The sequence below is a fragment of the Paenibacillus silvae genome (assembly GCF_014639235.1).
GTDB classification, from domain to species: Bacteria; Bacillota; Bacilli; order Paenibacillales; family Paenibacillaceae; genus Paenibacillus; species Paenibacillus silvae.
Genome location: NZ_BMFU01000004.1, coordinates 469,686 through 487,891, shown reverse-complemented (window position 1 = coordinate 487,891; position 18,206 = coordinate 469,686). Strand labels below are relative to the sequence as shown.

At 47.0% G+C, this 18,206-nt stretch carries 16 protein-coding genes; all 16 read right to left on the bottom strand.

Features of this window, described 5'->3' with window-relative positions; translation table 11 throughout:
- Nucleotides 1-103: 103 nt before the first annotated feature.
- The 16 genes from rimP to IEW26_RS16455 all read right to left on the bottom strand — a co-directional run bounded on the left by rimP (nt 104) and on the right by IEW26_RS16455 (nt 18,205).
- Nucleotides 104-565, bottom strand: coding sequence for a ribosome maturation factor RimP (gene rimP, locus IEW26_RS16530; RefSeq protein WP_111270040.1), 462 nt, complete (start codon nt 563-565; stop codon nt 104-106).
- 259 nt (nt 566-824) lie between these two features.
- The gene (locus IEW26_RS16525) at nt 825-5,147 is read right to left on the bottom strand and encodes a PolC-type DNA polymerase III (RefSeq protein ID WP_188593134.1); all 4,323 of its coding nucleotides are present in this window, start codon (nt 5,145-5,147) and stop codon (nt 825-827) included.
- Between the two features lie 150 nt (nt 5,148-5,297).
- Nucleotides 5,298-6,752: a proline--tRNA ligase gene (proS, locus tag IEW26_RS16520; RefSeq protein ID WP_111270038.1), complete on the bottom strand. Its 1,455-nt coding sequence runs from the start codon at nt 6,750-6,752 to the stop codon at nt 5,298-5,300.
- 62 nt (nt 6,753-6,814) lie between these two features.
- The gene (gene rseP, locus IEW26_RS16515; protein ID WP_188593133.1) at nt 6,815-8,086 is read right to left on the bottom strand and encodes an RIP metalloprotease RseP; all 1,272 of its coding nucleotides are present in this window, start codon (nt 8,084-8,086) and stop codon (nt 6,815-6,817) included.
- A 114-nt stretch (nt 8,087-8,200) separates the two neighbouring features.
- The gene (locus IEW26_RS16510; protein ID WP_145402768.1) at nt 8,201-9,340 is read right to left on the bottom strand and encodes a 1-deoxy-D-xylulose-5-phosphate reductoisomerase; all 1,140 of its coding nucleotides are present in this window, start codon (nt 9,338-9,340) and stop codon (nt 8,201-8,203) included.
- 85 nt (nt 9,341-9,425) lie between these two features.
- Complete coding sequence (locus tag IEW26_RS16505) at nt 9,426-10,220, bottom strand: phosphatidate cytidylyltransferase (protein ID WP_145402769.1); 795 nt, start codon at nt 10,218-10,220, stop codon at nt 9,426-9,428.
- Between the two features lie 16 nt (nt 10,221-10,236).
- Nucleotides 10,237-11,004, bottom strand: coding sequence for an undecaprenyl pyrophosphate synthase (gene uppS, locus IEW26_RS16500; protein WP_145402770.1), 768 nt, complete (start codon nt 11,002-11,004; stop codon nt 10,237-10,239).
- An 89-nt stretch (nt 11,005-11,093) separates the two neighbouring features.
- Complete coding sequence (gene frr / locus IEW26_RS16495) at nt 11,094-11,648, bottom strand: ribosome recycling factor (protein ID WP_111270033.1); 555 nt, start codon at nt 11,646-11,648, stop codon at nt 11,094-11,096.
- A complete protein-coding gene (gene pyrH, locus IEW26_RS16490) occupies nt 11,648-12,376 on the bottom strand; it encodes a UMP kinase (RefSeq protein ID WP_111270032.1) in 729 nt (242 codons plus the stop codon). Before pyrH ends, frr begins: the two co-directional genes overlap by 1 nt.
- A gap of 232 nt (nt 12,377-12,608) precedes the next feature.
- Nucleotides 12,609-13,259: a translation elongation factor Ts gene (tsf, locus tag IEW26_RS16485; RefSeq protein WP_111270031.1), complete on the bottom strand. Its 651-nt coding sequence runs from the start codon at nt 13,257-13,259 to the stop codon at nt 12,609-12,611.
- Between the two features lie 117 nt (nt 13,260-13,376).
- Entirely contained in the window at nt 13,377-14,075 is a 699-nt protein-coding gene (gene rpsB / locus IEW26_RS16480; RefSeq protein WP_024630243.1) for a 30S ribosomal protein S2, read from the bottom strand.
- Nucleotides 14,076-14,292: 217 nt separating this feature from the next.
- Entirely contained in the window at nt 14,293-14,919 is a 627-nt protein-coding gene (locus tag IEW26_RS16475) for an endolytic transglycosylase MltG (protein WP_188593132.1), read from the bottom strand.
- A 3-nt stretch (nt 14,920-14,922) separates the two neighbouring features.
- On the bottom strand, nt 14,923-15,510 hold the full coding sequence (locus IEW26_RS16470; RefSeq protein ID WP_188593131.1) for a DUF6115 domain-containing protein: 588 nt from the start codon (nt 15,508-15,510) through the stop codon (nt 14,923-14,925).
- Nucleotides 15,511-15,576: 66 nt separating this feature from the next.
- Nucleotides 15,577-15,891 carry a hypothetical protein gene (locus IEW26_RS16465; RefSeq protein ID WP_111270028.1) on the bottom strand — a complete coding sequence of 105 codons (315 nt, stop codon included), beginning with the start codon at nt 15,889-15,891 and terminating at the stop codon, nt 15,577-15,579.
- Nucleotides 15,892-15,944: 53 nt separating this feature from the next.
- Nucleotides 15,945-17,354: a flagellar assembly protein A gene (locus IEW26_RS16460; protein ID WP_373288489.1), complete on the bottom strand. Its 1,410-nt coding sequence runs from the start codon at nt 17,352-17,354 to the stop codon at nt 15,945-15,947.
- 62 nt (nt 17,355-17,416) lie between these two features.
- Nucleotides 17,417-18,205: a FliA/WhiG family RNA polymerase sigma factor gene (locus IEW26_RS16455; RefSeq protein WP_111270027.1), complete on the bottom strand. Its 789-nt coding sequence runs from the start codon at nt 18,203-18,205 to the stop codon at nt 17,417-17,419.
- Nucleotide 18,206: the final 1 nt, after the last annotated feature.

Here is an 18,206-nt window from a genome sequence, read left to right as displayed (position 1 = left end):
AACATGGCATCTCATACGTAAAACGGCGAAAGGCTCGAAACTTGTGAGCACCTTGCCGTTATCGTGAGATGTGTCTTTTTCATTAATCAAGTGAACAAGGCACTTAAAACAAAATAGCCAGGCGCGCACTGGCAACCTTTTCATAAGAAACGGTATGCTGCTTCTTGCCTGATTCAATGACAAGCTCCCCGTTATCAAAGGAAATCAGCTTGCCTTCGAACTCCTTCATTCCATTCACCGGCTCGTAGGTTGTGACAAACACATTTTTACCTACAGCTTTGGCAACATCCTCCGCTTTCTTCAGTGGACGTTCCGCACCGGGAGAAGACACTTCAAGGAAATAGACAGATGGAATCGGATCGTTCTCATCCAGCTTGGCGCTCAGCTTTTCGCTGATCAAGACACAATCGTCGATGTCAATTCCACCTTCTTTGTCGACATACACCCGTAAAAACCAGTTGCTGCCTTCTTTGACGTATTCGATGTCAACCAGCTCGAAGCCTTGTTCGTTCAAGTAGGGTTGGATCATTTCTTCCACGGTAGATTTAATATTCGTTGTGCTCAAAACCTATAACCTCCAGCTTAGGTTACACCAGCAGTATCGCTGGCAAATGATTAAATACCCAAGATTCTTGTATACCAAAGACTAAAGAGTGGGTTTCCCCACTCTTCAGAAATTCGTACTATCTCGTTCACTTCAAAAATTATAACATAGTCTGGTAATAGTGACAAGTAAGCCATCCTTTGCGAGCCAGCCGCACTAATGAAGAAAAAATCAGATCCTTCTGTTTCTTCCATTGGAAAACAAGCTGATCAGGCCTGGCTTAGAACAACGAAAGTTGGTTGCTCTCAGGCAGCCCGCGGAAACATCCCATGTTGGTCAGCAGCTCCACGATCGTTTTGGTCGCTTTTGACTTCTGCTGGAAATCCTCGATCGACAGGAACTCACCGTGTTCGCGGGCCGCCGCAATGTTACGAGCCGCGTTATCCCCGATACCTGCCAGTGCAGAGAACGGAGGAATCAAGGATTTTCCGTCCACAATGAACTTTGTCGCTTCGGAACGATACAGATCAATCGGTTTAAGCGAGAAGCCGCGAGCCGTCATTTCCAGCGCCATTTCGAGAACAGGCAGCATGTTCTTTTCTTTTGGCGGAGCCTGGAAGCCGAGCTGTTCAATCTCTACTATTTTGCGATAGATGGCATCATAGCCCTGACACACCAGCTCGATATCCAGCTCGTCTGCACGAACGGTAAAATATGTCGCATAATATTCGATCGGATGATACAGCTTGAAGAAGGCTGTCCGTACCGCTGAAATAACGTAAGCGGCCGCGTGGGCCTTCGGAAACATGTACTGGATTTTGAGACAGGAGTCAATGTACCACTGCGGTACCTTGCAATTTTTCATCTCATCAATCCATTCCTGCGGCAATCCACGTCCTTTACGCACACTTTCAGTAATCTTAAATGCCAGGCTCGCATCCATTCCCGCCTTATAGATCAGGAACAGCATGATGTCATCCCGGCAGCCAATTACCGTCTTGATGTTACATGTGCCATTTTTGATCAGATCCTGAGCATTGCCGAGCCATACTCCCGTACCGTGAGATAACCCCGAAATCTGCAGCAAGTCGGCAAAAGACGACGGCTGGGATTCGACAAGCATCTGACGCACGAATTTGGTTCCCATCTCCGGTACGCCGAAGGTTGCAACAGGAGAGCGAATCTGCTCCGGCGTTACACCAAGCGCATCCGTAGAGTTGAACATGCTCATAACCTTGGGATCATTCATTGGAATGGTCGTTGGGTCCACGCCTGTCAGATCCTGCAGCATACGCATCATGGTTGGATCATCGTGCCCCAGAATATCAAGCTTCAGCAGATTTTCTTCAAAAGCGTGATAGTCAAAGTGGGTTGTTTTCCACTCGGCTGTAACATCATCTGCCGGGTACTGCACCGGAGTGACATCTTCCACTTCAATATAATCAGGAACAACGACAATACCGCCGGGGTGCTGTCCCGTGCTTCGTTTCACACCGGTACAGCCGGATGCCAGCCGATTAAGCTCTGCCCCGCGCCATTTTTTGTGATGTTCTTCTTCATATTTCTTGGCAAAACCAAATGCTGTCTTCTCGGCAACTGTACCAATGGTACCTGCACGGAATACACTCTTCTCACTAAACAGCACTTTTGTATAGTTGTGGGCATGCGGCTGATAATCACCTGAAAAGTTCAAGTCGATATCGGGAACCTTATCCCCTTTGAATCCAAGGAAGGTTTCAAACGGAATATCCTGCCCTTCCCCTTTCAGATTACCTCCGCAATTCGGACAAGGTTTCTCTGGAAGGTCGAATCCACTTGGTACACTTCCGTCCAGGAACCACTCACTATGTTTACATTCAGGATTCACACAGATGTAGTGAGCGGGAAGCGGATTAACCTCGGAAATCCCAAGGAACGTTGCCACAACGGATGACCCAACCGATCCCCGTGAGCCTACCAGATACCCGTCCTGATTTGACTTTTTCACCAGACGCTCCGAGATCAGATAGTTGGCTGAGAAACCGTATTTGATAATCGGCTGAAGCTCCTTCTCGAGCCGTGCCACGATGACCTCCGGCAAATCTTCTCCGTAAATGGATTTTGCAGTGTTATAGCAGGTATTCCGAATCTCTTCATCCGCACCTTCCAAAATCGGCGTGAACAGTTTATCCGGGAACAGCTTGATCTCTTCAAAACGGTCAGCAAGCTCTATGGTGTTGGTCACAACCACCTCATACGCCTTGTCCTGCCCAAGGAATTGGAACTCCTCCAGCATCTCGGCCGTGGTTCTGAAGTGAGCATCCGGCTTACGCTGATCTTTAAGCGGGCTGAAGCCGGTAATGCCATGAATCGTAATATCGCGGTAAATCTTGTCCCTTGGCTCCAGATAGTGCACGTTCCCTGTCGCAATGACAGGTTTGTTTAGTTTGGCTCCGATGTCCACCACTTTGCGAACCGCAAGTTTAAGCTCCTCTGGCGTCGCCACAAGCCCCTTGTCAACCAAATGCATATACATCGTAAGCGGCTGAATCTCCAGAATGTCGTAGAACTCCGCGATTTCCTCGGCTTCTTCCACGGATTTGTTAAGGACCGCCTCAAAAAACTCTCCCTTCTCACAGCCGGATATAACGACCAAGCCTTCCCGCAAGCTTACCAGCTTGGACTTCGGTATACATGCAACACGTTTGAAATATTCTGTATGAGACAGGGAAACCAGCTTGTACAGGTTCTTTTTGCCCACATCATTCAGAGCATAGATTCCACAGTGGAAAGGACGTGTGTTTGACAAATCTACCCCAACAAAATCGTTCAAGCGATCCAGCATCGTCAAACCTTTTAATTGGGCTGCATCATTGATAAGTCCATTCAGAATACCCGCGAGGGCAATCGTATCATCAATCGCCCGGTGATGGCTTTCCAGCGCAACTTTGTACTTGTCCGCCAGCGTATTCAGCCGGTGATTTTTCATTTTTGGATATAAAAGCCGAGCCAGCTCCAATGTGTCAAGCACCGGGTTTGGCATCTCGGGCATACCGAGGTTTTTGAGTGACGCCTGAATAAAGCCCATATCAAACCGCGCGTTGTGCGCCACCAGCACACCGTCACCTGCAAAAGCAACAAAGTCACGAATGACAGGCTCCAGTTCAGGAGCGTCTTTAACCATTTCATCCGTAATATTGGTCAGCTGCTGAATGTTATATGGAATTCGTTCATGCGGATTCACAAACGTTGCGAATCGATCGATCTCTTTCCCCTCTTGCACTTTGACCGCGGCAATCTCAATGATTTTGTTCTGCGTTACCGACAGTCCCGTGGTCTCGATATCAAAGACGATATACGTGGCCGTTTTCAGATCCATCGGTTGTGGATTCAGGACAACAGCTACAGAGTCATTCACCACATTGGCTTCCAGGCCGTAGATCATTTTAATTCCATTTTTCTTCGCTGCCTTGGCTGCCTCCGGGTAGACCTGTACGCCGCCATGATCCGTAACAGCGATGGCTTTATGCCCCCAGTCAGCAGCTGTCTTCACATATTTATCAATGGATGTAACGGCATCCATTGTGCTCATCGTAGTGTGCAGATGGAATTCTACCCGCTTCTCCTCGGCTGTATCCTTGCGTGATGGCGGTGCTTTAATTTCGGTCAGATCGGATGGAATCATCGCCAGCTCAGGAATTTGCATAAACCGGTCGTATTCTACGCGCCCGCGCACTTTTACCCATTTCCCATTGGCCAGCAGGCTGAGAATCTTGACATCCTCTTTCGTTTTGGCAAACATCTTCATCTGCATGGAGTCCGTAAAATCCGTCAGATAGAACGTAAACAGCGTATTGCCATTGCGCAGCTCTTTACGGTCCAGACCAAAGATTGTTCCTTGAAGAGTAATTTTTTTCTCCTCATCCTGAACCTCCTGCATAGGCACTGCCGGCTCTTTGATTTCATATCCCATTTGCAGACGAACGTCGCCCTGCTCTTCTTCCTCTGGCAATTCAGTCTCCACGACCTCGCTCATCATCTTCTCAATTACCTGCCGCTCTTCTACCTTCTTCTGCGCCTGGAACTGCTCCATCGCTTCCTTGTTGCTTCCCGCTTCACCAACCTGTATCTTGATGCGCAGCGGCAGGTGAAAATACTTTTCATAGAAAGTAGTGATGGCTTGATCAATCTGTTTCTTTCGTGCAAGTTCCATTGACGTAGAGTCGCTCATAGTCAGCTGTAGCAAATCAGCTTCACATTCCACGATTGCACGATTCATCCAGCCATTAACTGATGGAATCTCGCGGGTGACCCACTCGAGAAACAAATTCCAGTATTCATTCACAATATCACCGGACAGCACTTTATCCGTATATTTAAAGCCAAACGTAATCTTTGCGATATGATTCATTTTCTCCTGAATATGCAGACTGAACGTTCGATAGATCGGCGCAGGCACCAATGTGTCCTTCCCGATCTGAATGTGCCATTCGCGATTGGTACGATTGGTCTCAACCTGTTCAATCCATCCATCCAGGAAATAAGGATCAGTTAAACCTGCCGGAAGCTCTGCCTGTTTCATCAACAATTCAAACCGTTTTCTCTTCTCCTCAAATCCACTCATCGTGTTCCTCCTGTACCCCCTTAAAACATGAAGAGCCCCTGTATTCAAAAATGTTCCCGATCCGAACCCGCACCGATCCATTTTATCCGACAGAAGCTCTTCATTCATGACTAAACCGGTGAATAAGCTCTCTTGGTCAAACTGTTCTGATTAGTAAGCTCTTGCAAACACAACGGTATGCTGCGCCTTTTCACCACAAACGAGACATGTATGTTTATGTTCCGCAGGCTGGAATGGAATGTTCCGACTTGTCGCCCCGGTAACTTCTCTTACTTTATCCTCACAAGCTTCCGAAGCGCACCAGCCGGCAAGTGTGAATCCACGTTTATTCTCCATCAGCTCTTTCATTTCATCCAGTGTATCTACGGAATAGAAATTATCTGACATAAACTGACGGGCACGGTCAAGCATATCCGACTGTACTTGCGTTAACATCGCTTGAATTTCTTCCACCAGATTGGCCTGCTCCACAACCTTTTTCTCCCCCGTGATCCGGGATACAAGCACACATACGCCGTTTTCCATATCACGTGGGCCAATCTCCAGGCGAATCGGTACACCGCGCATCTCGTATTCATTAAACTTCCAGCCTGGACGAACGTCGCTTCGATCATCCATCTTCACACGAATACCAGCTTTTTTCAGCTCTGCGAACAGCTCATCGGCACGTCCCACAACCGCTTCACGTGTTTTAGGTGGTCCAATTGGGATCATGACCACTTGAGTTGGTGCCACTTTTGGCGGCAATACCAGGCCACGGTCATCCCCGTGAACCATAATCAATGCGCCGATCAAACGTGTGCTTGTTCCCCAGGAAGTTGTATGAGCAAGCTCCAATACATTTTCCCGGCTCAAATATTGGATTTCAAAAGCTTTGGCAAAGTTTGTGCCCATGTAGTGAGAAGTACCCGCTTGTACGGCGCGTCCATCCTTCATCATCGCTTCAATCGAGAACGTGTCCACCGCTCCGGCAAACTTCTCTGATTTGGTTTTCTGACCAGTAATAACCGGAATCGCAAGATACTCTTCTACAACCTCACGATAAATCTCAAGCATTTTCATCGTTTCTTCGCGCGCTTCCTCTTCAGTCTCATGGGCCGTGTGTCCCTCTTGCCACAGGAATTCGCTTGTACGCAGAAACGGCAGTGTTCTCTTCTCCCAACGAACCACGTTAGCCCATTGGTTAATCAATACTGGCAAATCGCGATAGGACTGAATCCACTTGGAATACATGTGTCCAATAATCGTTTCGGATGTCGGGCGAATCGCCAAACGCTCCTCCAGCTTTTCTCCCCCAGCTTCAGTGACCCAAGGCAGCTCCGGATTAAAACCTTCCACATGTTCCTTTTCCTTCTGGAAAAAGCTCTCGGGAATGAACATCGGGAAATACGCATTGCGATGGCCCGTTTCACGGAAGCGGCGATCCATCTCATCTTTGATATGTTCCCAGATTTCAAAACCGTCCGGTTTAAACACGATACAGCCACGAACCGGTGAATAGTCCATGAGGTCTGCCTTTTTGATCACATCAATATACCAGCGTGAGAAATCCTCACCCTGAGGTGTAATTTCAGTCACGAATTGTTTATCGTTTTCCTTTGACATAAGACTCCAGCGTCCTCCCATAAAGACCAGCACTGAATATTCAGAGCGTAGTCAAACCGTAATTATCCGTTAATTAAACGTAGTATATCATTATAAGTTACCGCCAGCATCAGCACAAAGAGCATTGCAAATCCAACAAAATGCACCATGCCCTCCCGGTTTGGATCAACCGGACGGCCGCGAAGCGCTTCAATACCCAAGAAAACGAGACGACTGCCGTCAAGTGCAGGAATCGGAAGCAAATTAAAGATACCGAGATAGAGGCTGAGAATAGCTGCCCATCTTGTTAATTGCTCAATTCCCTGCTTGGCAATCTGTCCTGTAACTTCAAACGTACGCACAGGACCACCGATGTCATCCATGCTGAATTGATTGATAAGATGTCTGAATCCCTCGAAAATGACTTTGGTTGTATCCACCATAGCCACTCCTGAAACTTTGAAGGTTTCGACGAATCCCACAGAGCGTGTAGGCAGTGTAGGCACAATACCAACCTTGCCGCCTTCCTGTCCTTCCACCGCTCGAGGTGTGATCGTAATATTAAACGTCTCATTACCTCGACGCAGCGTCCACTCCATAGGCTTGTCTTTCGATTCGGTAATCATCTCCACCATTTTTTTTGAATCTGTACCGATCACTGTACCGTTAATCGTTTCAATGATATCGCCCTTTTGCAAATTTGCCTGCTCTGCAGCTCCGCCCTTCAATACTTCAGCAATTTGCAAATTTTTCGGATTTTCCACCGGAACTCCTGCCATTTGGGCATAGACAGCAAACAATACAAAAGCGAGAATGAAATTCATCAAAGGCCCTGCAAAAATAGCCATCGCGCGTTGAGCTACCGTTTTGCTGCCAAACTGCCGATCCTTCGGAGCAATCTGCGTCTGTTTCCCACGGCTCACCAGCATCGCTTGCGGATGAATGCGATAGTGCTGCATTTCACCGTCTACATCCAGCTGAAGCTTCAGCGCATTCTCCATGTCAATGGAGATCACTTCTCCGCGAATAACATTTTTGCGATTGTCCAGCTGATCCAGATAGATCCATTTGACCTCATCTTCCACGGCTCGAACCGCAATTGTCTGTCCTTCCTGAATTTCAATCAGTTCCGGGTCTTCTCCCGCCATCCGAGCATATCCGCCAAAGGGCAACAAGCGCAGTGTAAACTGCGTCTCATTTCTTTTATATGAGAATAATTTGGGACCAAAACCGATCGCAAATTCCCGTACAAGAATGCCGGCGCGTTTGGCAAAATAATAATGCCCCCATTCGTGCACCGTCACGATGACAAAGAACATGAGCACCGTTAGAAATACCACTTGTATGGTTTCCAATCCCTATCCATCCTCCTTCACGGCACGTACCGCAGTCTGTCCCTCTAGATTATCATTATTCTCTAATGCCGCACAAGAGAATCACTTCTTCCTACTTCATATGGAAAAAAGAGATTACAACATGGACGCCAGCTTTCTGCTGTCCTGATCACAAGCAGCAATCTGCTCCAGTTCAGGCTGTTCCACATTGCGGTGTGCCTCCAGCACCGAAGCAATGATATCTTCTATTTTAAGGAATGAAATCTCCTTCCGCAAGAAACGGGCTACAGCAACCTCATTGGCTGCGTTATATGCCGTTGTTGCCGTCCCCCCCATTTTACCACACTCATATGCCATTCTTAAACACGGGTAACGCCCCATGTCCATCTCTTTGAAATGAAGCTTTCCAATCTGCGCAAGAGACAGTCGCTTCGCAGGAGAAGACATACGGTTAGGGTAGGTCAGTGCGTACTGAATCGGAACCCGCATATCCGGAGTGCCGAGTTGTGCAATGATGCTTGTGTCTTCGAATTCAACATAAGAATGAATAATGCTCTCAGGATGGAGAAGCACATCAATCTGGTCATAAGCCAGTCCAAACAACCAATGTGCTTCGATAACCTCAAGACCTTTGTTAACCATTGTAGCGGAGTCGATCGTGATTTTGGAGCCCATGGACCAGTTTGGATGTTTGAGTGCATCCTCTACGGTCACCTGCTGCAGCTGTTCACGTGTCAGATCCCGGAATGAGCCCCCGGACGCAGTCAATGTGATCCCCGCCACAGCGGAGCGATTCTCACCGTTCATACACTGAAAGATAGCTGAATGCTCACTGTCCACGGGCAGGATGGAAACACCCTTCGCCGCAGCTCGTGCTGTAACGATATGCCCTGCTGTAACCAGTGTTTCTTTGTTTGCTAGTCCAATCTGTTTACCTGCATCTATGGCGGCAAGCGTAGACTCAAGACCAACACTTCCGACAACAGCCGTAACTACAGTGTCTGCGTCTGTTCCTGCCGCAATCTCAATGAGACCCTCTGCACCATAATACACTTTGGTGCCCGCTGGCATATAAGGCATTACCTTTTCAGCTAATTCCTTAGAACCTACCGAGATTTTCTTCGGCTGGTAACGTTTCGCCTGTTCAATCAGCAAATCCGCATTGCCTCCGGCAGCCAGGGCTTCCACTTGAAAATGCTCTGGATGCATATCGACAACATCTAGTGTCTGCGTTCCAATTGAACCTGTCGAACCGAGTATCGCTATTTTTTTCATTGCTGCACCTCACCTCTAATGAATCCAACGCCTGCCGGCAGTCATTCCTGTCTGCTCAGACCGCTGCTTTCCAATCCATCTCCTCTTAATAAGGCAATAGCATCAGTATATGTACAAACGGAAACACCACAATCCAGCTGTCGCACCGATCCAAAATACCGCCATGCCCAGGAAGAAGATTGCCTGAATCCTTGATGTTGTATACACGTTTGTAGGCTGACTGGATCAAATCCCCCATCTGACCTACCACTGCACAGGCAATCCCGATCACAATAGCTCTAGGCCAGGAGATCAGCCCGTCAGATACGAGCGCAAACACCACCGATGTAACCACAGCGATAGCAATTCCACCCAGAGCCCCTTCTACGGTTTTATTTGGACTGATGGAAGGCCAGAGCTTGTTCTTTCCAATCCACTTTCCTACAAAATAAGCTCCCGCGTCACTCGCCCAGATCGAGCCGAGCAGCAGAAATGTCCAGAACAAGCCATGCTGTAAATGTCTGGATTCTGCAATGTAATAAAATCCGGTTCCAATATAAAACACGCCTATAAAGAGCATCGCAATCGTATGGATCGGAAGTCTGTTCTTGGTGACAACGGACACTGTCATAAGAAGCAACATGACAATCCATGTCACTTGAAACAAGGATAACGGCCTTACCTCCCACACCATTTCCCAAGGAAATACGATGGAGATGATTCCCGCATATCCGATCAGGGCTACACCTGAAAAAGGCTTCACCCCGGTCATTTTAACAAACTCGTAATAACCGATGAGAGCCATAAGCAGAACCAACCCGTGATACCAAGGTCCCCCTAACATGCAAAACCCCAAAAACAACACACCTGCTATAATTCCTGTCGTTATTCGCTGTTTCAACGGCTTCATCCTCCATCTATTTCAAACCGCCGTAACGCCTTGATCTGCGCTGATATTCGGCTACTGCTTCAAGCAGATGCTGTTTGCCAAATTCGGGCCAGTATATATCCGTAAACCATAATTCACTATATGCAAGCTGCCATAACATGAAATTGCTCAAGCGCAGTTCGCCGCTCGTTCGAATCAGTAAATCCGGATCGGGCATATCTGCGGTCAGCATATGTTTATCAATGAGTTCAGGTGTGATATCTTCAACCGCCAGTTCACCTGACTGTACTTGAAGAGCGATATCTTTAACACATTCCGTCATCTCTCGGCGGCTTCCATAGTTCATCGCAAAATTCAACACGAGACCGGTATTATGTTCCGTAAGACGAATGGCTTCGCGCAAAGCATTTACGGTATGCGAAGGCAAATGCTCTTCATGTCCCATCATGCGAATGCGCACATTTTTTTCTATCAATTCATCCAGCTCAATAGCCAAAAACTCTTGCGGAAGTCTCATCAGAAAATCCACTTCTTCTTTTGGACGCGTCCAGTTTTCTGTCGAAAAAGCGTACATCGTCAGATATTTGATGCCCAGTTCATCCGCCGCGATGGTTGCACGTTTAACTGCCTTCATGCCGTTCTGGTGTCCTGCGATGCGCGGAAGCCCCAAACGTTTGGCCCATCTTCCATTGCCGTCCATGATGATGGCGACGTGCTGCGGGATATTATCCTCGGATATAGTCAGCGTTTCCTGCTTGTCAGCCCCATTCCACCACGACCGAACCCGTTTGATCATTCCTGTTCCTCCAAAATCCCTGAAGTTTCTTTGTCTGAAGCTTGGAAAAAGAGACAAAACCCCACCGTAATGGAGGGGCTGCGCTTGTCTTACACTTCCATGATTTCTTTTTCTTTGGCAGCAAGTACCTTATCGACTTCAGCGATATATTTATCGGTCGACTTCTGGATGTCATCCTGATGTCTGCGGGATTCATCCTCAGAGATCTCGGACTTTTCCATTTTCTTAATATCATCATTCGCATCACGACGAATGTTACGGATAGCAACTTTGCCTTCTTCGCCAAACTTTTTAGTCAGCTTGACAAGCTCAGCTCTGCGTTCTTCCGTCAGCGGAGGAATTGACAAACGAATCATGCTGCCATCATTAGCCGGGGTGAGTCCCAGGTCAGATTTCATGATTGCACGTTCAATATCGTTCATCGCTGATTTGTCCCAAGGTTGAATCATCAGTGTACGGGAATCCGGTGTACTGATGTTAGCCAACTGGTTCAAAGGTGTCATTGCGCCATAATACTCAACTTGTACACGATCGAGAAGAGCAGGTGTTGCACGGCCTGCACGCAAAGTGGCCAGGTCACGGCGCAGCGCTTGAATTGCTTTTTCCATACGCTCTTCGGCATGTTGTTTCACTGCTTGTGGCATTAATCTACACTCCCTTTAACGATTGTCCCGATGCGCTCACCGAGAACAACGCGTTTGATGTTGCCCTGTTCTGTAATGTTGAATACAATCAACGGAATGTTGTTGTCCATGCAAAGTGAGGACGCCGTTGAATCCATTACGCCAAGGTTTTTGTTAAGTACATCCAGGTAAGTCAACTGTTCGAATTTCTCAGCTGTGCTGTCTTTAAATGGATCTGCCGAATAGACACCATCCACTTTATTTTTCGCCATCAAGATCACTTCTGCTTCAATCTCCGCTGCGCGCAGTGCTGCTGTTGTATCCGTGGAGAAGAACGGATTACCTGTACCTGCTGCAAAAATAACGACACGGCCTTTCTCCAGATGACGAATGGCTTTACGACGAATGTATGGCTCTGCAATTTGCTGCATAGCAATTGATGTCTGTACACGCGTAGGCACTTCAATCTGCTCTAGTGCATCTTGCAGCGCCAGAGAGTTCATTACCGTCGCGAGCATACCCATATAGTCAGCAGTGGCACGATCAATGCCGTTTTCACTACCAGCAATACCACGCCAGATGTTTCCGCCGCCACATACGATCGCAACCTGTACTCCAAGTGCAACTACATCCTTTACCTGCTGAGCAATGGATGAGATCGTTGCTGCATCAATGCCATAGCCGTTTTGACCGGAAAGAGACTCTCCGCTCACCTTTAAGACAACACGTTTAAATACTGGCTGTTCCAATTGTTCACCCTCCACTTTGAATTGAACACCTCCCAGTGTTCAACCAACAAAACTTCTCGCGCATGGACTCCTGCTTAAAAAGAAAGGAACACAGCAGTGTTCCGTTCTTTTTAGGAAAAACGTTCAACCGATCAGTCACTGTTTTCCTGAGATATAAGGGAGTTTGCGCTTCGAAGTTTTATCATTCTTATATCTTCGAAAATCATTCCTGCTTGTCGGTTTGATAACCGTCTTATTTGTTCACTTGGGACATAACTTCTTCTACGAAGTTATCCACTTTTTTCTCCAGACCTTCACCCAGTTCATAACGAACAAAGCGACGGATCGAGATGTTCTCACCGATTTGGCTGATTTTTTCATTCAGCAATTGAGAGATTGTTTTGTCTGGATCTTTAACGAAAGATTGCTCCATCAGGCAATATTCCTCGTAGTATTTACCGATACGGCCTTCAACCATTTTCTCAACGATTTTTTCCGGTTTACCTTCGTTCAGCGCTTGAGCTTTCAAAATTTCTTTTTCTTTCTCAAGCTCATCTGTAGGAACTTCTTCGCGTGTAACGTATTTAGGGTTAGCAGCTGCGATTTGCATTGCTACATCTTTAACAAAGTCTTTGAACTGGTCTGTTTTACCAACGAAGTCTGTCTCGCAGTTAACTTCAACCAGAACGCCGATACGGCCGCCAGCGTGGATATAGGATTCTACAACACCCTCAGTAGCTGCACGTCCTGCTTTGCTTGCTGCTGCGGAAAGACCTTTCTCACGCAACAATTCAGCTGCTTTCGTAATATCACCGTTTGCTTCTTCCAATGCTTTTTTGCAATCGAGCATACCTGCGCCCGTTTTTTCGCGAAGTTCTTTTACTGCACTCGCATTAACTGCCATTATAAATTCCCTCCAGATTAAGTATTGTACGTACACTCTAAAAAAAGGGCAGTGAGAGGTTATCCACCTACCAACCACCCTTTTCATTTAATTCATGAATGATATGTTCGAAAACTATTAAGCGGAAGTTTCTTCGCCTTGGTTAGCTTCGATAACAGCGTCAGCCATTTTACCTGTCAGCAATTTAACAGCGCGGATCGCGTCGTCATTACCTGGGATAACATAATCGATCTCGTCCGGATCGCAGTTTGTATCAACGATACCAACAATTGGGATACCCAATTTGCGAGCTTCCGCAACAGCGATACGCTCTTTGCGTGGATCGATGATGAACAGGGCGCTAGGCAGGCCTTTCATATTTTTAATACCGCCCAAGAATTTCTCGAGACGATCTTTTTCTTTGCGAAGCAAGATAACTTCTTTTTTAGGCAGAACTGCGAAAGTACCGTCTTCTTCCCAAGCTTCCAACTGTTTCAAACGATCAATACGTTTTTGAATAGTAGAGAAGTTAGTCAGGGTACCGCCGAGCCAGCGTTGGTTAATGTAGAATTGACCAGCGCGTTCAGCTTCTTCTTTAACGGAATCCTGTGCTTGCTTTTTAGTACCAACAAAAAGAATAGTACCGTTTTCGCCTGCGATTCCTTTAACGAAGTTGTAAGCCTCTTCGACTTTTTTCACCGTTTTTTGCAAATCGATGATGTAAATTCCGTTTCTTTCAGTGAAGATATAACGATCCATTTTTGGGTTCCAACGACGAGTCTGGTGACCGAAGTGTACCCCAGCTTCAAGAAGCTGCTTCATGGAGATTACTGCCATCTTCACACACCTCCTAGTATGGTTTTTTATTGTGTCCTCCGCCAGCATCATTTTTCGCTAAGACTCTCCATCAGGAAAGCACCCTCAACAAAATTAGCACAGCGTGTGTTTTAACACCGTTATTTAATATAGCATAAGTGAAAGCCTGTTGCAACATTATATAAACTAAATTTTCAAGCACACAGGAATCAAAAAGAACCGCCTGGTCCGAGCATGCTCAGTTTGACGGTTCTTTAGTGATTTTGGCGATAATGGACTTAAAGCTCTCGCCTTTTTCGAGAGAATACGTGCCGACTTGAATCTTGCGATTAATGCCTTCTGCTCTGCCAGCCTTAACAAAAGCTGCTGCATCGTTCACAATACCGGCTTGCTTCAGATTCTCGGCAACCATAGCCAGACTGTTCCCTGATCTCACCTTGAATGTTACACTTGCCCCTTTGGGCTGTGACGGTTCCTTCGGCTCGGTCGTACTCGGCTGTTTGATCTCTGATTGTCCCTTGACATTGTCTGACTTTGGTTCCTGTGGCTGATCAGGCTGAGCGGGTTGTACAGCAGAGCTTGCCTGATTAGGGGTTGAAGCTGTTTTACCCTGCATTTGACTGCTTTCCTGCTTTTTCTTCTGCACCCATTCTGCTTCCGTATACAGCTCGTCCTCAGCACCGACCAGCTTCATATCCATGCTCTTCGCTGCAGATTCGATTTGTTCTTTCGTCCAATTGGCAGACTGTGCCGGTTCCAGGTTTGTGTCCGACAATGCCTTTTGCCCAACTGTTGCAAGCTGAAGCAAAATGGCGCCAATCATCATGCCACTACCTATCCCGATCCATAAAGATCGCTTGTCCATGGCTTAGCTCTCCTCCCGCTCTGCCAGCTGAAGTATTAACTGTACCTCACCCAGCTGTATGCCTGTTTGTTTTGCGATAGCGTCCATAGACTTGCCTTCATCATGGAGTCTGAATAGCTCTGTGTAACGATCTTTAATAGATTCACGCCGTGGCTCTTGAGACTCTTGCTCAACCTGCAAGTCTGACGTTGCTGTTGCTTGTTGATCCGCCTCAGCTTTCACACTGTCCATAAGTCCCTGCGCCTGAAGCCCTTCAGCAGTCTGTCTGGCATTAACAATCATGGCAGGACTTTGATCAGGCTCAGGCATTCTTGCTTTTTCCCGTTCCAGTTGATCCAGGCGCTGCTGCAATTCCTGAAGCTGTGACATCATACGCTGGTCGGTTGCAGCCGCCTCGCCTTTAAGTTCGGCTACACGCTGGATCAAAGCATCGTTATCCTGCTCAATCTCCGTCATATAATGTTCAAGCGTTGACTCCATCTCCTGCACCAGTTGATGCGATGATTCCTGCGCCTTGTCTTTGCGTGGCATAATCAATGCGTAAGCGATAGCGCAAGCTCCCAGTATGACAATAATGATCCATGGTGCCAAATTGCTTCTCTCCTTTTAGTGCGACGACCGAGGATGCAGAGCATGCTGATTCTTGTTTACATACTGCTACATCGACAGGTCAATATGTTTGCCCTTGTAAGGATGCTCCGCAGGTTTGATATTTTCCTGATCTTCAGTTCCATCATGCCTGCCTGATCCGCTATGGTGGTCCCCTCCGCCTGCATGACCATCACGTACCGAAGTATGCGCCGTCTCAGCCATGGCCTCACTGCGCTGCCTAGCCTCATTCGCTTCTTTATTCATTTGTTCCGCAAGCAGATTCTGATCGGTCACGGGTCTCTGCTGGGCTTCACTTTGATAACGTCCTGCCTCGCTTGTACGTGGCACAGCAATCTGAAGCTCTACTGCTTTGAAACTCATACGCTCACCTCACGGTTTCGAATGGATTTCCTCACAAGCCTGCTGCTGCAATTTTATGTGTACGGTACCATCGTGATATCCCCGTCCTGATAATAAAATGACATTCGACTGACCGGATCTTTAATAAATTTCGTATATCTGCCGATAACTATTTTAGAGCCTCCGTAGATCATCTTCAGGACATCCACGCGAGCTCGGCTTGTATCTTCAAGTATCTTTTCAATTTCCAGGATACGTGCTTTCATTTCTTCACTCTGACGGAGAGCTGATTTTTGGGTTGCAATTAATTGGATTCTCATCGCCGTTTTATTCGGAGTCAATTGTCCGGCTGCGGCCAGTTGATCCAGCAAAGTTAACGCTTTTTTGGTTTTGTCCAAGGCATCCATCTGCTCCCGGAGTCCCTTGCGCAATTCATTCATTTCGTTTCGTAGTTTAGGCAACACGCCAACTTCTATAGAGGTTAACGTTGACATCGTATTGCCCACGACACGGGCAGAGACCTGTTCTCCAGCCTGCGTTGAACCGCCAACAATAAGACCTTTCGTTCCGGCACAAATCACAGCGCGACCCGCACGAACATTGGAATGCATAATACTCTGAGATACAAGCACATCTTCGCCTGCATCAACGTTGCCTTCTTGAATAAAAGAGCATTTGACATGATGTTCAGCATGTACCAGACCTTTGTTATACCCGATGATTCCTCCGGTAATTTCGATTGAGCCGCCTGCTTCCAGCTCCGCTCCTTCGACACCCCCGTTAACGCGAATATCACCTGCCGCTTTAACTTTAAAACCGGTAAGCACATTCCCGCGGATGACAACATTACCTACAAAATCAATATTTCCATGCTTGTAATCTACATCGCCATTGACTTCATATACGGGAAAAACATTGAGTTTATTGCCTTCTGTTCTGCTAACAAGTCCATCCAATGCGGCATACATTGCAGAGCCTTCGGGATTGACTACGACATTTTTACCAACTTTGAATCTCGCTTCCTTACCGGGACGAAAAGGGATTTCCTCACCTGTCACTGCTTTCCCCGGCATACCGTCAACAGGGGCAATCCGCTCTGCGATGATCTGGCCTGTGCGTACATTGTCTAATCGAATCAGCTCTTTGTAATCAACGCTTCCGTCTTCCGCTTCCAGAGGACGCTGCTCCTGATCCTCATCTTTACCGATGAGAACATGTATGTATCCATCCGTTCCATGAACGGGCGGAATGCCTTCAGCGATCTTGCATTTATCTTTGATGTAGGCAGATGGATTACTTACAAAGAGCAACAAGGCTTCCCGAGCCAGACCATATTTAATGCCCTTGCTCTCGACAAATTGCTCAAGCTCTTCTAGGGTGCAGGAGAATCCCTCTTCTTCGTTGTAATATTCAAGGTAAGCCGTGCATTTATCATCTGATAAAACGACGTTCAGACATTTTTCCATAACCGTCATTTGAGTCAACGCAGATCTTCCTCCTTATTAGCCTGTCCACTCCCTGTTTATATATGGTTAACTTCTGCTATCTAGTCTTTACGCATCAGCAAATCTTTTTGTTTATCCAATGTGCCGCGCAGACGCAAAATGGCTTTGGAATGTAATTGGGAGATACGAGACGGCGAAAGAGACATGACCTCTGCGATCTCACTCAGAGAAAGATCTTCATAATACAGAAGTGAAACTACCGTTCGTTCTTTAACTGTCAATTTCTCTAGCCCCTGCACCAGCGCTTCTTTCAGATAAAATTCATTCACCTTATAATCCGGATTTTTAGCCTTTTCATCGATCATTAATGACAGACGGGTTTCGGACTCTTCTTCACGAATTGGATCTTCCAACGAGCAGAGTGACATCACGGCCACCTCCTGGAGCATATGTTGGAAATCCTTGGTTGACACGTCCAGATACTGACTCATTTCTTCATCGCTGACAGAACGCAGATAGGTCTGCTCCAGTTGCTGATAAGCATCTTCAATCCGTTTTGCTTTCTCTCGCACCGATCTTGGAACCCAATCTCCCTGACGCAATCCATCAAGGATAGCTCCGCGCACCCTCCATGAAGCATAAGTCTCAAATTGCAGGCCTCGTTCATAATCGAATTTCTCCAGTGCATCAATAAGGCCCATTACTCCATTGCTCTCAAGGTCATCTTTCGGAACATTTTTGGGTAAACCAACGGCCAAGCGGCCTGATACATAATTAACAATATGAAGATATTTTTCGATCAACATCTTTTTTGCTTCAAGATCTCCGTGTTCTTTCCACTTTTCCCACAGATCAGAATGGTTCAAATGTGAAGCTTTTCGCTCGTTCAAC